Here is a 15,446-nt window from a genome sequence, read left to right on the forward strand (position 1 = left end):
CGTAATTGAAACTTTCCTTCGGGACAGAAGAGACAGGTGGTGCATGGTTGTCGTCAGCTCGTGTCGTGAGATGTTGGGTTAAGTCCCGCAACGAGCGCAACCCTTATCTTTAGTAGCCAGCAAGTAATGTTGGGGACTCTAGAGAGACTGCCGGGGACAACTCGGAGGAAGGTGGGGATGACGTCAAATCATCATGCCCCTTATGATTTGGGCTACACACGTGCTACAATGGCGGCGACAAAGGGAAGCGAAGTGGTGACACGGAGCAAACCCCAAAAAAGCCGTCCCAGTTCGGATTGTAGTCTGCAACTCGACTACATGAAGTTGGAATCGCTAGTAATCGCGAATCAGAATGTCGCGGTGAATACGTTCCCGGGCCTTGTACACACCGCCCGTCACACCATGGGAGTTGGAAGCGCCCGAAGCCAGTGACTCAACTGTAAAGAGAGAGCTGTCGAAGGTGAAGCCGATGACTAGGGTGAAGTCGTAACAAGGTAGCCGTATCGGAAGGTGCGGCTGGATCACCTCCTTTCTAAGGAAAATAAAGCAAAAACTGAGGTTTTTCTTTATAATAATTAAAGGATTACTTGGTTAAATTGTATAATATACTATTACTTAACTGCTGAAAAAAAGCAAAAAACTATTGACATTTTTTAGAAATATGATATTATATATCATGTTCTTATGGAGGGGTTCCCGAGTGGCCAAAGGGGGCAGACTGTAAATCTGTTGGCTCAGCCTTCGAAGGTTCGAATCCTTCTCCCTCCATTAAAGAATTGAAATATATTCTTTATGCCGGAGTGGCGGAACTGGCAGACGCACAGGACTTAAAATCCTGCGGTCCTTAAAGATCGTACCGGTTCGATTCCGGTCTCCGGCATTAAAAAGTGTTTGACAAATGTTTTTGTATCTGGTAGAATTGGTTTTGCTGATTCAAGAAGCCCAGATAGCTCAGTCGGTAGAGCAGAGGACTGAAAATCCTCGTGTCGGTGGTTCGATTCCGCCTCTGGGCACCAATTAAATTTAATATGCGGGTGTAGTTCAATGGTAGAACACCAGCCTTCCAAGCTGGATACGTGGGTTCGATTCCCATCACCCGCTTTCATGCGTGAGTGGCTCAGTGGTAGAGCATCGCCTTGCCAAGGCGAGGGTCGCGGGTTCGAATCCCGTCTCGCGCTTTTTTATTCTAAAAAATTAATAATAGTGGGTAGTCGCCAAGCGGTAAGGCACTAGACTTTGACTCTAGTATGCGTAGGTTCGAATCCTGCCTACCCAGTTAAAAAGATACGATAGTATCTTTTTTTTTGGAAATGTATAATAATAATAAGTTAACTGCATTCTACATAGATTCTTTTGGGACATACAATAGTTATTGGCTTAGGGCATATAATAATTGTAATAAGCTAAAAAGGTGAAGTAAATGTACAAACCTCAAGTCTTTAATTTCAATACTGTAGATGGTATTTCAAAAAAACAGTTAGAAGAGCATTATGCTCTATACGAAGGATATGTTAATAAATTTGCGGAAATCAACAATTTGTTAAAAGATAAAGAGAACTATGAGAATCCTAGTGCAACTTATAGCACATTAAGATCATTGAAAAAAGGCGAATCGTTTTCACTGAATGGTATTATATTACATCAACTATATTTTGGTAATATAACAGGTAAAAAGCCTAAAATATATGGCAGGATATTAGATATGATTAATAGAGATTTCGGTTCATATGATAACTTTGTGGAAATGTTCACTAATACAGGACTTAGTATGCGTGGATGGGTTGTTCTGATACAAGGTGATTATAATGGTAAACTTAGGATTATTGGACAGGACAGTCATGATGATGGAACAGTATATAACGGTAAACCTATACTGGTTCTGGATGTATATGAACATGCATATATGATTGATTTTGGCATTGACAGAAAAGAATATATTAAGGTTTTCTTTGATAATATTAATTGGGATGTCGTTAATAAACGCTTAGAAACAGCTAAAACAGTTGCCTATAGATAAAAATGAATATATGAATTTGTAAGTACATGAATAGACTTTTTGCGATTCTATTATTTTTATGCATGAATATAATTAGGTAACTAAATATTTAGAGGTTGTATCATGCTAAGAAATGTATTTTTATTAGTTGTTTTAATTATATTTATAGGCATAATATCTTCATGTAATAAAGCAGAAACAAAAATAGAAAGTAGATATGTAATTAATGATAAAGTTATTGAAGATATGGTAGAGGGGCTATGGGTAGAAGTAGCTCTAAAAGAAGACGAACATAAAGTTATTGTTAGAGAGGATAATGAAATAATAAAAGAAATGATATGCTCAGGGGGAACAAAAGAAGAACCTACCCTTTTGGGAACCTTTGAATTAGAAAATAGAGGATTATGGTTTTATTCTGAGAGATTCAAAGAAGGAGCCAAATATTGGGTAAGGATAACAGAACAGTACTTATTCCATAGTATTCCAAGAGATAAAGAGTGGAATATTATTGAAGAAGAAAAGGAAAAATTAGGGAAACCAGCAAGTCACGGTTGTATTAGACTATCAGAAGAAGATGCCAAATGGTTTTATGATAACGTCCCTGATGGAACTACAGTTATTATTCATGATTAGGCTTGCAAATATGGTAAAATATGTTACTATAAAACTAAATAAGCAGTTTAAAATCAAATAAAATTGATAAAGATTAAAATAATAATTAAAAGTTAATATAATTGTAAAATCTATATGATACAATAATATAATATTAAAAAATAGTACTAAATAACTAGATACAAGAACCTAATTATTTAGGGGGAAATAAAATTGAAAATAATTAAATATATAATTATTCTGATGGTCCTTTGTTCCTTTGTTCTAGCAGGCTGTGGAAACACCAAAAAAACAGATGTGACTGTTGTGGATAATGATATGACAAATGATAAAAAAAATAATTTGGAAAATGATAATTCAGAGATTAATTTTAATGAGTGGGTATACTTCGGTAATCCTGATGATAATTATAAAATCTATAGGATGAAAACTGATGGTACCAATCTTACTAAGATAACAGATGCTGTATTTGAGGGTATAAGAAGTCTAGATAACTGGATTTATTATATTGATACTAATAGTAAGTATACTCCTGCAAAATTAGCCAGAATCAAATGGGATGGAACCGACAAAGAAATATTATCTGAAGAAGATATAAATTCATTCTGTACAAGTGAAGATTACATTTTTTATATATATGAAAATAATATCTACAGAATGCAAAAAGATGGATCACTCAATACCAAGATTATTTCATCAGAAAATGAAATCTATAAACTTAATTATTATAATGAAACTATTTATTACAGTACCAATCAGGGATTATTTAGTGTTGATAGTGATGGAAAGAATTCATTTCAATTATTAGAAGGTAATTATACTGATTTTAGTATTAGTAGTGATAGAATTTACTATTATGATAACAAAATGTATAGTTGCAATTTAGATGGAAGTAATGAAACACAATTATTTGATCTGGATGTTAACAATATCTATGTAGTTGATGATGTCATATATTATAATCAAGATGAATACTTGTATAAAATCAATAGCTATGATGGAAAAAAAGATGAATTATTCTTAGAAAAAGGTCTGAAAAATTTTTATGAAAAAGACTGCTATCTATATTTCTATGGACAAAATAGAATATGGAAAGTTAAATGCGACTTATCTGAAAAAGAGATTTTCATAGGAACTGGTGGAGAATTCCACCATAAGATGTATATCAAAGTAGATGATAGAATTTTGTCTAAGAACTGTGAAAACTTGGATAGTAATGAAAACTCCACATACAAACTTTTTGAGGTTGTTGGTGGAGATATGGGTAAAAAGATTTCCGACATTGCTATTAATATATTCGATACAAATAATGGCATAGTCTATTACACTGATGCAAAAGATAAGAAATTGTATTCATACGACATCAAAAATAATCAAAAACAATTGATAATCGATAAAATGGTTGGTTCATTCATAATTTATAATAATACTATCTATTATACAGATATGGATAACGAATATAAGTTATATTATTTGGATTTATACAAAAATGTCACTAATAAGATAACTGATATACCTGTTAGCAACCTAAAACAATCTGGCAGTACAATTTATTTTATAGACAACAAAAAAAGAATAGGTATATATGATTCCATATCTAAAGGTGAATGTAAGTATATTGATGTTTTTACTACTATATATGATATATCAGAAGATACTATTTATTATAAAAATGAGAACGATAATGGTAAATTATACAAAATAAAAAATGATGGTACTGAAAATGTTAATATTACAGAAAATATAGTAGTTGATATTTACGCAAATGATGATAGTATATATTATATAGAAAAAAATGGAGCTAATCTGTTATATAGAATAAATAATTATAAATCAGAAGGTGAATTCCTAGATATTATTAGCATGGCTTATACAGATATGGAAATAATAGATGGAAAATTGTATATGAGTGTAGCATCAGAAGGAGGAAATTATTATACTATAGAAAAGTACCTAGAAGATTTGAAATTTGATGTTTATTTTGACTTGGAAAAGCAAATAGACAAGAAATGGAAGTATTTCGTGTATAAGGTTGACGGTTATATGGGCTATCTATATAAATATAATGTTTATACTAACGAGATAAAACTTATAGTTGATAAATGGGTTAATGACTTCCAGATTGATGGAGATTATATATATTATACTGGTATTGAATCAGTTAAAAATATTAATTTTACCACATATATTGATAGAATAAATGTTAAAGATGAGACTGTCAAAAACATAGTTTCATTTACTGACCCTACAATATATAATATATCATTCAAAGTTATAGGAGATAATTTATATTATTCCCTAGATGATTCGACAGATGGTTATATATGGAAAAAGAATTTAGAAAATTGTAATGAATCTGCTATAGTTTCTGATAGTAGTAATCTGGAAGATATAGTTGATGACTGGATATATTACCAGAACACCAATAAAAGATTGGTAAGAGTCAAGTTGGATGGTTCAGATAAACAGATTCTTTCTAAGACGTATAGTGAATTCATATATGCTAATAAAAACGATTTATATTATTTGAGTATAAGTCAGGAAGATAGTTTTAAAGGAATCATCATGAAGAGAAATATTGAAGATAATACAAAAGAAGTTGTTGTCAATAAACAGATATCACTTAGTGATTTGGTTGTTGTGAATAATAAGCTATATTACAATTTTGAAGGTATTAACTTATACAATATGAAAAATGGGAAAACGACTAAGATTTATGATAGAGAAGTTGATTATTTTTCACTAGTTGGGGATGTATTATATATATCAATCCATGATGGCGATAATTATAAAACAGTTAAAAAAAGTTTACAATAAATAGTAGCCCCTTAACTGGGGCTTTATCATTATAAAGAATGAGAATGGAAAGGACTTTTTAAATGAATGTACTTCTAGTGGGAATCAATGCTAAGTTTATTCATTCTAACTTAGCTATAAGATATTTACAAAAATACTGTACTTATTATAAAGATAACATTGAAACAGTAGAATATACTATAAATAATCATTATGATTTTATATTACAGGAGATATATAAGAAAAAACCAGATATATTAACTATTTCATGTTATATCTGGAATATAGAGATAGTTAAATCATTAGTGAAGGATTATAAAAAGATTTCACCTGATACGCTTATTGTTCTAGGAGGTCCTGAAGTATCATATGATACGGTTGATCTTATGAACGAATACAAGGAAATAGATATAGTCGTAGTGGGAGAAGGAGAAGCAACGTTTAATGACTTGATGAAATATTATATTGACGGAGAAGGAAACTTAGATTCTACATCTGGTATTATCTATAGAAAAGGTAAAGAACTACTTGTTAATGAGTATCGTATTCCCTTAGGATTGGATGATATACCTTTTGTATACGATAATGGGTTCAGTGAATTTCAAAACAAGATCATATATTATGAATCATCGAGGGGTTGCCCTTTTAACTGTCAGTACTGTCTATCTTCAATTGAAAAAGGTGTAAGGCTTAGAAGTCTATCATTAGTGTTAAAGGAACTACAATGTTTTCTTGATGCTAGAGTTGTACAAGTTAAATTTGTGGATAGAACTTTTAATTGTAATAAAAAACATGCATTAGGGATTTGGAAATATCTCTATGAACATGATAACGGATTCACTAACTTTCACTTTGAAATTTCTGGAGATCTATTAGACGATGAAACCATAGAATTTCTATCTAAGGTTAGACCAGGTCTGTTCCAACTTGAAGTGGGAGTACAGTCTACTAATGAAACAACTATAAATAACATTAAGAGAAAAACAAATTTCGAAAGACTTTCGGGAGTAGTTAGTAAGATTAATCAAGGAAATAATATACATCAACATTTGGATCTTATAGCAGGACTTCCAGGGGAAGACTATAATTCTTTTGGCAGGTCTTTTAATGATGTCTATAAATTAGAACCACAACAGCTGCAATTAGGGTTTTTAAAAGTATTGAAAGGATCTGGATTGAAACAAGATGTTGGGAAATATGGAATAATCTATAAAGATAAAGCACCTTATGAAGTACTTAAAACCAAGGAATTATCATATGATGATGTTTTGAAATTAAAGATGATAGAGGAAATGGTGGAAATATATTATAATAGCGGAAATTTCTATTTTGCTATAAAATATATGGAGAGATATTTTTCTGATCCTTTCGATCTGTATGAAAAATTAGCTCGTTATTGGTTGAGAAATAAATATCATGAGATTAATCATAATAAAATTAAACTCTACACTATCTTATTGGAATTTTATTATGATGAAGTAGAAAAAGATGATGATAATATTAAAGAAATTCTTAAATTTGATATGTATCTACAAGAAAAAGTTAAGAAATATCCTTATTGGTTGGAACGTAGTAATGATTTTAGAGAAGATATCATTGAATTTTATAAAGATGAAAATAATATCCTTAAGTTCTTGCCAGATTATAGTAACTATACTTCCAAGCAGATTAGTAGAATGACTCACCTAGAAATATTTCCTATTAATATTATTAAGTGGTCTCATGATTTTGATCAACCCATTAAAAATGATGAAACAGCTGTATTATTTGATTACCATAATAGGGACGTATTCAGAAATAATGCTAAGTATGTTCAAGTAAAATTATAATTTCCAATATTTCCCAGGAAATGGATATATTTCCCAGGAAATGGAATTAGAAAGGAAGATTTTTTATGGCAAACAATAAGATAGTAAAAAAGGTTCTTAACTTATTAGATGAGAATTATCCTAAGGATATAAAATGTTATTTAGATCATAAAAATCCTTGGCAATTACTTATAGCTACTATATTAAGTGCTCAATGTACTGACGATAGAGTCAATATAGTGACAAAAGATTTATTTAGGAAATATACTTCTGTTAAAGACTTTGCTGAAGCTGATATAGCTGAACTGGAACAAGACATTAGATCTACAGGATTTTACAGAAACAAGGCTAAAAATATTATAGGTTGTTGTAGGACACTATTAGAACAGCATGGTGGACAAGTTCCAAAAGATATTGAAGAGCTGATCAAACTTCAAGGGGTAGGAAGGAAGACTGCTAATGTCATAAGGGGAAATATATATGATATTCCAAGTATAGTTGTAGATACACATGTAAAGAGAATATCCAAGAAGGTAGGATTTACTGAAAATACTGATCCTGTTAAAATAGAATTTGATTTAATGGAAATTCTACCGAAAGAGCATTGGATTAGATATAATACCCAGGTAATTGCACATGGACGGGCTATATGTACAGCTAGAAGTCCAAAATGTGAAAGATGTTTTTTATTGCCATATTGTAAGACTGGTCTCGAGAACATGATTAGCACTATAGATGATTAAATTCCAATCATCAGTAAATATTGTAAAAATATATAAATCATGATACTATAATTAAGGTTATGAAAGTTGAATTCAAATTACTTTCTTAGTTGGATTTGTATTAATACATTTAAAAGAATATAAAATAAAATATGATTTATTATTCATAATATAAGATAAAGTAAGATAGGGAGGATGAATATGGAGAAACCAATAATTATTGGCATTGCTGGAGGTACTGGTTCAGGAAAAACAACTTTGGTAAACAAGTTAAGAGACGTTTTGGGTAATGAAGTAGTTACATTGACACATGACTATTATTACAAAGCTAATTCTGATCTTGATATTGAAAAAAGGAAATTACTTAATTATGATCATCCTAAGGCTTTTGATACTGACATATTGATTGATGACTTAAGTAAACTGAAGAACGGTTTATCTATTAAACGTCCTGTTTATAGTTTCGTAAAGCATACAAGGGAAAAGGAAACAGTGACCGTAGAACCTAAAAAGGTTATTATACTAGAAGGTATTTTATTATTTGAGAACAAAGATCTTAGAGATTTGTTGGATATCAAAGTGTATGTTGATACTGATGCTGATGTAAGAATTATAAGGAGAATCTTAAGAGACGTAAAAGAAAGAGGAAGAAGTCTCGATTCTGTCATAAGTCAGTATCTTAATACTGTAAAGATTATGCATGAAGAATTTGTAGAACCAAGTAAAAAGCATGCTGATATTATTATACCAGAAGGTGGTTATAACGAAGTAGCATGTTCAATGCTCATTGATAAGATTAGAGCACTTCTTAATGAGTGAACTTAAAAAAAGAGAGGTATTTAGAGTGTGTATTATTGATGTTAATACTGATAATATTGATTACAATAGTGCTCTGAGTAAATTGGGGGATTCAATTAAATTATATAAGATTATTTTAGTAGGATTTAAGAATAAATATAATGATGCATATGAGGTATTAATAGAACTATGTAGAGAAAAAAATTATAATGAAGCAAGAATATTAGCACATAGTCTAAAAGGAGTATGTGGAAATCTTGGTGCCAATAATCTAGAAATAATATCTAGAAAGCTGGAGTTTTCTTATATAAACAATGATAATAACTACATACAATTGCTTGATGAATTCAAACACGAGATCAGTTTAGTTCTCAATGATATTAATAGTATATTGGATTGTATTGATTATTAACTATTAAAAAATATTATGAACAGTAGTCTTGAGGTGTAATTATGAAGAACTTTGTGGTGTTTGATATAGAAACTACAGGTATAAGTCCAATAGATAATAGGATTACAGAAATTGGAGCAGTTAAGGTAGTTGATAATGAGGTGGTAGAAAAATTCAATCAACTTATTAATCCGGAGACTAATATACCTGATAATATAGTTTCATTAACTGGTATTACTAATGATTTGGTTAGAAATGAACCTACAATTAATTTTATTTTGCCAGATTTTATTGATTTCTGTAGGGGATTCGATATACTCGGGCATAATATAAAATTTGATTTTAGCTTTATTAAGGCTAATGCGCAGAAACTGAATTTGTCATTTGAGAAAAAGGCATTGGATACATTAACTATTTCAAGGAAGGTCTTGAACGATTTACCAAGCAGAAAATTAGGATGTTTATGTGACTATTATAATATAGATTATCTTAATGGACATCGAGCATTTAATGATGCTTATGCTACATATGAGTTATACAATCAACTGAAAATGGATTATTATGAGGGTAATGAAGATTTGTTCGTTCCGAAACCTATTCTTTGGAAACCTAAAAAACTATCTGCTATCACATACAAACAGAAAGCTTATCTAGCAGCATTATTGAAGAAACATAATGTAATACTTGATAAGCAGATTAATGATTTAACAAAAAATGAAGCCAGCAGGGCTATAGACAATATAATAAATACATATGGAAGAGCAAGATGACATATACAATTATAAAGAGCTTAGAGCGTTTAATATTTTATCCTTAAGAATGAATCTAGTTTCATTAACATGAGAATATAAAGAATTAAAGCTCTCAGTATCTTTTTTTGTTTTATACAATTTTCCAAGTAAAATATAATGATTACTTATATCAGTATTAATGTTGACACCAGTTTCAAGTACTTGTATTGCCTCATCTATTTTATTGCTTTCATGCAATAATTTACCCCATTTGTAAAGGTTCCTTACCAGTATATTATAATTGTTTTCATATGTAATAAGAGTATCTAAATTAGCTGTACCATACTCCATCTTTAGATCTGTATTAGTTTTACCATTGAGATTGACTATCTTATGTTCCAATAGGTTTAGAACCTTATTCTGAATATTATATATTTCAGTACAACAGCTACTTTTTTCAAAAATAGGTAGATCGTTTTTATTAATAAGTATGTAATTTAGATTTTCTAAACTTTTTTTTCTGACAAACATTGCTTTCTCTTCTCTATCCCAAAAAGCTTTGTTGCTTTTTTTATCCTCTTTGGTGCTTTTGATGATTTTAACTTTTACATATATGCACAATATGAAAAATGATATTAGAAATATTGGTATCCTCATTACATCAGCTCCATTTGCCAAAAATAATTTCTTTTATCTTTTGACTATTAGTGTTATTATAATATATAATTGATAGTAACTCAATGTTTATGAATATAAAATACTATGCATATAAATCAAAAAGGATAAATTACTCATAATTGGAGGGAAGAAGATGAATATATTTAGAAGTAAGAAATTCATGAAAGGTGTAGCAATCGTAATAACTGCTATTATGATAGGTAGTGCTGTTGTATTAGCATTAGCTCCATTTATTTCATAACTCGATTGACATTAAATTTTTGTTTGTCAGTAATTTCATTAGTAAGTGGATTAATATGTAATAGAGTGTTGATAATTAGTTTATTCAACACTCTTAGTTATAATTATAAAATATTGTATTTGATTTAAAGGATATATAATTAGATGAATTGCTTATAATTGCCAAGAATCTTAAAATGATGAGAATCCAGAGCCATTTTATCAAGGGCTTTTTTAATTATCTTATTTTCAATATTTCCTTCGAAATCGATATAGAAATTATACTCCCAAGGGGTATTTCCTCGAGGTCTTGATTCTATTTTTAACATATTGATATTATTTTCGGCGAAATGTTTCAAAACACTATATAACGCTCCTGCTTTATGTTCTGTGGATAATACTACGCTTATTTTATTACATTCATCATTAACGATAAGTTCTTTGCCTAGTATTATGAAACGTGTTGTATTAGTGTTATTCGAATTGATGTTAGGTGCCAATATATTAAGATTATATAGTTTCGCAGCTTTTTTACTACCTATGGCGGCTATATGTTTTTTACCTTTTTTCATAACGTATTCAGCGCTTTTGGCAGTATTGTAATAAGGTACGAGTTTCCAGTTATATTTATTTAAAAAATCTTTACTTTGTTCAAATGCTTGTGGGTGAGAATATAATTCTTTTATATCATCTATAGTGCAGCCATCTATTCCCATAAGGTTGTGATTAACTTTTACGTGGGTTTCTCCTACGATGAAGCAATTATATTTGTTGATTAAATCATAAACATCGGAGATTGCACCTGTGGAAGAATTTTCTATAGGAAGGACACCATAATCGATAGAACCTTTTTCTAGAGAAATACAAATATCTTCAAAGTTCTTTACAGCTGTCGTATTTACTTCTTCACCAAAATAATTATACAATGCTTCTTCGCTGAATGCACCTTTCACTCCTTGAAAGCCTACTTGTAATTTTGTCATCATATCACTCCATTCTGTTAGATATTCATTAGTATTAAGTACAAGTTAGTACGTAACTCCTATTTCACTTGAAATCTTTTATATGACATAGTTTTTTGTTCTTGGCGAATAAAAATATGATATTAATTTATAAATATACAGAATCATCATCATAAAGTCAAATGTTTATGTATTTAGTTTTAGTCATTATATAATAATTTATTAGTATAGCATATACTATAATTTATAAGAATAGTCAATTATTGAAAAATATTGAATAGTAATTTATAATTATAGTGAGTGAAAATTAATAATATGGTGAGAGAAATGATAAAAGAAATTAGTAAAAAGATTTGTCAACGAATAAGTAATATGAAAATATTTTACAAATTGATGTTATATATTATTTTTATTGGAATGATACCAATACTTACTTTCAGTATATCATCATATAATAATACGCATAAACAGGTGGAACACCAATTATTTCAGAGCAGCGAACAATTATTCAACAAATACATAGATGGTATTCAATTTAAACTTAATGTATTTGATAATTTGACTTGGGGAATTATTGTTAATGATTCAGTACAAAAAATTTTATCTCAAGCTGATAAATGGCAGCAAAAAGATGTAAATCAGGTACATGAAAAAATATCTAGAAATATAGATATCATGTATAAAAGTAAGAGAGTAAACGGTATATACAATATAATGTTATATTCATTAGATCCTAATTTCCCAAGGGATGGTCATAGTGTTTCTAATGTAAGTGTGTTAAATGAAGAATCTTGGGGGAACAAGATAGATATAGGAAGTAAAGATTTCATTAGTTTTTTCTATGAAGTTCCAACGTTAGATGAAAAAATAGTTTCTATAGTAAGACCTATAATTGACGTAGCTAGTGATAATTGGGATACAATAGGATTATTGAAAATAGATATATTGGATAATGAACTATTTGGATTGAATACCAATAGTGATAATGATTATAGAAATAGCTTGTACATATTGAATGATGAAAATGAGTTAGTATATTATGAAGGAGATTCCCAATATAGAGAAAGTGGACTCAAAACAATTAACTCCATTGATGTAGATGATAAGTCAGTGACTATTCATAAAGAAGTAATTGATAATAAAGATTTAGTATTTCATAAGAACATAAATAGATATAAATGGAAAATCTATTTCATAACACATTATTCATCTATCTATAAAGTTTTAGAAAATGAGACAAAGAGTATTATTTTATATGGAATCATAGTCACATTGCTATTTATTTTAATAACCATACTATTTTCCAAGAAATTCTCTAGCAGGATTCAAATATTATACAGGAAAATGCTAAAAGTACAGAAAGGAGATCTGGAGATAACTGAAAATGTTACTGGCGCAGATGAAATTGGAGAACTGAATACTTATTTCAATGGGTCAATAGAAAAGATAAAATCTCTTATTAGAGAAAATTATATAGAAAAAATTGAAAAAAGGGAAGCTGAATTGGTTGCTCTCCAATTTCAAATAAATCCTCATTTCCTTTACAATACATTAGAATCCATTAATTATATTGCAGAGATTTATGATTGCGACGAGATATGTATTATGAGTCAAAAGCTGGGGGAAATGTTTAGATACTCACTTAACAAAGATTCAGAAGAATTTGTTATGCTATCACAAGAAGAAAAGCACATAAGAAATTATATTGACATTCAAAACATTAGATTCGAAAATAAATATACTCTTGTTTCCAATGTCATAAAAGAAGTGGAAGAGTACAAAATACTTAAATTCATTCTGCAGCCAATTGTCGAGAATTCAATAAAATATGGATTCAATAACAAGGAAAAAGGTATAATTAGTATAGATGCTAAAGTCATCAATGAATGTCTGGTAATGATAGTTGCTGATGATGGTTTGGGAATGGACGAAGAAGTTGTACTGAAAATAAATAATTTTATTAATGATATGGCATTTAATCAAATACAGGGTAGTGGTAAGAGTATAGGATTAAGAAATGTGAATCTGCGAATAAAAATGACATGTGGAGAAGAATATGGAATAAAGATAAATAGTCTTATAGGTAAAGGGACAAAAGTAATTTTAAAATTACCTATATATTTATAATGTAGGGGGAATCGACATGTATTCTTTATTAGTTGTTGAAGATGAAAAATGGATTCGTAAAGGTATTGTGCATAAGCTTAAAAAAATTGATGTACCATTTGATATGATATATGATGCAAAAAATGGTATTGATGCTCTTGAAATCATTGAAGAAAAACATATTGATATAATAATAACAGATATATGTATGCCGGATATGAATGGTATCGAATTAATAAGAAAAGTAAAGAATTTAAATGAAGAAATAGAATTCATCATCATAAGTGGGTATTCTGAGTTTCGTTATGCAGAAGCAGCAATAAATATGGGGGTGAAAAGTTATCTTTTGAAGCCTACAACAGAAGAAGATCTTATAACAGCCCTTAGTAAAGCAGTAGCTCATATTGAAGAGAAGAAGCAATATAATAATTTGTCAAAAGAGAATATTAACATAAAAATATTCAATGATAAATTACAATATGAAAAAGAAATAAATACACTGTTTAAGTCTCATGATAAGAGTAGTGCTTTTTTACAAGAGAAATATCCTAGTATGTATAACAGTAGTAAATTCAAATTAATAATATTGAATATCAATTTTAATACAAAAGATGAAAATAAAAATAAGTATTATGATATCAATGAAGTCAAAAAAAATATATTTGATTATCTGGTTAATAATATCCATTATGACAACTATTGTGCATTTAACAACATTTATATATTGAATCAGATATTTATATTAGTGTGGGGTGATAAGAATAATGTGAAATCAACAAGTAATAGGGTAAGTAAAAAAATATTCTATGAATGTTTGGAATCAGCTATGATAACTAAAACTATAGGCATTAGTTCCATATTAGATAGAATCAATGATGAGCTATATAAATCTGCAAAAAAAGCTCTTGATTTAAGACTTATATATGGTCTTAACAAAATTTATACGGAAGAATATGTTAACGTATCTAATGAATTCACATTTCCAAAAGATGAGCTTAAATTAATTAAAAAAAATCTTGAAAGAGGATATATGAAGAATGTGAAAGTATTGTTATTAGATATATTCTCAAAAAATAGATTCAATAAATCAAACGTAAATAATTTGTATTTTCTATATTCAGAGGTGGTTAATATAATCTATGAGACAGTCAATCAAAAAGGGCTGGATATGGAAAACATCATGGATTATGATTTATCACAGTATGATATTATGAATTATGCAAACAATTTGGAAGATATTCCTGTATATCTATATAAATTAATTGAGAACACACTTACAGAAAATAAAAAGAATCCTATAAATTGTAGAGAACTCATTAATCAAATAACTAAATATATTGATATGCATTACGAAGAAAAAATTAGTGTCAAAAGCTTATCTTCATTATATGGCATTAATTCAAATTATTTTTCTACAATATTCAAAGAACAATTAGGGATGACATGTACGAAATACATAACTATGAAAAGATTGAACCATGCATGTAGAATGCTTAGAGAGACAGATATCAGTATTGAAGATATAGCGAAAAGTGTAGGGTACAATGATATTCAATATTTCTATAGGGTATTTAAAAAAGAATACAATTATACTCCTATGGAGTATAGAAACGGGGCTTAATAATAT

Annotated in this window: 12 protein-coding genes, 6 tRNA genes and 1 rRNA gene; 17 read left to right on the plus strand and 2 right to left on the minus strand. The window is 29.2% G+C overall.

The features are described 5' to 3' along the window. The 15 genes from QMG30_RS23080 to QMG30_RS23150 form a co-directional block, all read left to right on the plus strand. Positions 1-532 (plus strand): 16S ribosomal RNA (locus tag QMG30_RS23080); the annotation flags it as partial. Between the two features lie 154 nt (positions 533-686). Next, a tRNA-Tyr gene (locus QMG30_RS23085) sits at positions 687-768 on the plus strand. Positions 769-794: 26 nt separating this feature from the next. Further along, positions 795-880, plus strand: a tRNA-Leu gene (locus QMG30_RS23090). Between the two features lie 60 nt (positions 881-940). Continuing rightward, positions 941-1,016, plus strand: a tRNA-Phe gene (locus tag QMG30_RS23095). Positions 1,017-1,030: 14 nt separating this feature from the next. Next, positions 1,031-1,101 (plus strand) — tRNA-Gly (locus QMG30_RS23100). 5 nt (positions 1,102-1,106) lie between these two features. Beyond that, positions 1,107-1,178: transfer RNA gene (locus QMG30_RS23105), tRNA-Gly, on the plus strand. A gap of 26 nt (positions 1,179-1,204) precedes the next feature. After that, positions 1,205-1,276, plus strand: a tRNA-Gln gene (locus QMG30_RS23110). 144 nt (positions 1,277-1,420) lie between these two features. Beyond that, entirely contained in the window at positions 1,421-2,017 is a 597-nt protein-coding gene (locus QMG30_RS23115; protein ID WP_281819482.1) for a superoxide dismutase, read from the plus strand. Between the two features lie 102 nt (positions 2,018-2,119). Further along, complete coding sequence (locus QMG30_RS23120) at positions 2,120-2,629, plus strand: L,D-transpeptidase (protein ID WP_281819483.1); 510 nt, start codon at positions 2,120-2,122, stop codon at positions 2,627-2,629. A 192-nt stretch (positions 2,630-2,821) separates the two neighbouring features. Next, on the plus strand, positions 2,822-5,425 hold the full coding sequence (locus QMG30_RS23125) for a DUF5050 domain-containing protein (RefSeq protein WP_281819484.1): 2,604 nt from the start codon (positions 2,822-2,824) through the stop codon (positions 5,423-5,425). A 62-nt stretch (positions 5,426-5,487) separates the two neighbouring features. Beyond that, complete coding sequence (locus tag QMG30_RS23130; protein ID WP_281819485.1) at positions 5,488-7,233, plus strand: B12-binding domain-containing radical SAM protein; 1,746 nt, start codon at positions 5,488-5,490, stop codon at positions 7,231-7,233. A gap of 65 nt (positions 7,234-7,298) precedes the next feature. Continuing rightward, entirely contained in the window at positions 7,299-7,955 is a 657-nt protein-coding gene (nth, locus tag QMG30_RS23135) for an endonuclease III (RefSeq protein ID WP_281819486.1), read from the plus strand. A 174-nt stretch (positions 7,956-8,129) separates the two neighbouring features. Further along, the gene (gene udk / locus QMG30_RS23140) at positions 8,130-8,753 is read left to right on the plus strand and encodes a uridine kinase (RefSeq protein ID WP_491851253.1); all 624 of its coding nucleotides are present in this window, start codon (positions 8,130-8,132) and stop codon (positions 8,751-8,753) included. Then, positions 8,746-9,144 carry an Hpt domain-containing protein gene (locus QMG30_RS23145; RefSeq protein ID WP_281819489.1) on the plus strand — a complete coding sequence of 133 codons (399 nt, stop codon included), beginning with the start codon at positions 8,746-8,748 and terminating at the stop codon, positions 9,142-9,144. Before udk ends, QMG30_RS23145 begins: the two co-directional genes overlap by 8 nt. A gap of 41 nt (positions 9,145-9,185) precedes the next feature. Continuing rightward, positions 9,186-9,893, plus strand: coding sequence for a 3'-5' exonuclease (locus QMG30_RS23150; RefSeq protein WP_281819491.1), 708 nt, complete (start codon positions 9,186-9,188; stop codon positions 9,891-9,893). Positions 9,894-9,902: 9 nt separating this feature from the next. Here the strand turns inward: QMG30_RS23150 and QMG30_RS23155 are convergent, their stop codons facing one another. Together QMG30_RS23155 and pheA are read right to left on the minus strand one after the other, a co-directional pair. Then, complete coding sequence (locus QMG30_RS23155; RefSeq protein ID WP_281819493.1) at positions 9,903-10,511, minus strand: hypothetical protein; 609 nt, start codon at positions 10,509-10,511, stop codon at positions 9,903-9,905. A 401-nt stretch (positions 10,512-10,912) separates the two neighbouring features. Next, positions 10,913-11,734: a prephenate dehydratase gene (gene pheA / locus QMG30_RS23160; protein WP_281819495.1), complete on the minus strand. Its 822-nt coding sequence runs from the start codon at positions 11,732-11,734 to the stop codon at positions 10,913-10,915. A gap of 306 nt (positions 11,735-12,040) precedes the next feature. Between pheA and QMG30_RS23165 the strand changes: the two genes are divergently transcribed. Continuing rightward, positions 12,041-13,840: a sensor histidine kinase gene (locus QMG30_RS23165; RefSeq protein WP_281819497.1), complete on the plus strand. Its 1,800-nt coding sequence runs from the start codon at positions 12,041-12,043 to the stop codon at positions 13,838-13,840. 16 nt (positions 13,841-13,856) lie between these two features. Then, positions 13,857-15,440 (plus strand): response regulator transcription factor, encoded by a 1,584-nt coding sequence (locus QMG30_RS23170; protein WP_281819498.1) that lies wholly within the window; start codon positions 13,857-13,859, stop codon positions 15,438-15,440. The last annotated feature ends 6 nt before the right edge of the window (positions 15,441-15,446 follow it).

It is taken from the genome of Vallitalea longa, assembly GCF_027923465.1.
In the GTDB taxonomy this organism is placed as follows: Bacteria; Bacillota; Clostridia; order Lachnospirales; family Vallitaleaceae; genus Vallitalea; species Vallitalea longa.

What these genes read in the sequence shown, in the direction of transcription:
- QMG30_RS23115 (WP_281819482.1), top strand. Translation starts at nt 1,421, where the DNA reads ATGTACAAACCTCAAGTCTTTAATTTCAATACTGTAGATGGTATTTCA.
- QMG30_RS23120 (WP_281819483.1), top strand. Translation starts at nt 2,120, where the DNA reads ATGCTAAGAAATGTATTTTTATTAGTTGTTTTAATTATATTTATAGGC.
- QMG30_RS23130 (WP_281819485.1), top strand. Translation starts at nt 5,488, where the DNA reads ATGAATGTACTTCTAGTGGGAATCAATGCTAAGTTTATTCATTCTAAC.
- nth (WP_281819486.1), top strand. Translation starts at nt 7,299, where the DNA reads ATGGCAAACAATAAGATAGTAAAAAAGGTTCTTAACTTATTAGATGAG.
- udk (WP_491851253.1), top strand. Translation starts at nt 8,130, where the DNA reads ATGAATATGGAGAAACCAATAATTATTGGCATTGCTGGAGGTACTGGT.
- QMG30_RS23145 (WP_281819489.1), top strand. Translation starts at nt 8,746, where the DNA reads ATGAGTGAACTTAAAAAAAGAGAGGTATTTAGAGTGTGTATTATTGAT.
- QMG30_RS23150 (WP_281819491.1), top strand. Translation starts at nt 9,186, where the DNA reads ATGAAGAACTTTGTGGTGTTTGATATAGAAACTACAGGTATAAGTCCA.
- QMG30_RS23155 (WP_281819493.1), bottom strand. Translation starts at nt 10,511, where the DNA reads ATGAGGATACCAATATTTCTAATATCATTTTTCATATTGTGCATATAT.
- pheA (WP_281819495.1), bottom strand. Translation starts at nt 11,734, where the DNA reads ATGACAAAATTACAAGTAGGCTTTCAAGGAGTGAAAGGTGCATTCAGC.
- QMG30_RS23165 (WP_281819497.1), top strand. Translation starts at nt 12,041, where the DNA reads ATGATAAAAGAAATTAGTAAAAAGATTTGTCAACGAATAAGTAATATG.
- QMG30_RS23170 (WP_281819498.1), top strand. Translation starts at nt 13,857, where the DNA reads ATGTATTCTTTATTAGTTGTTGAAGATGAAAAATGGATTCGTAAAGGT.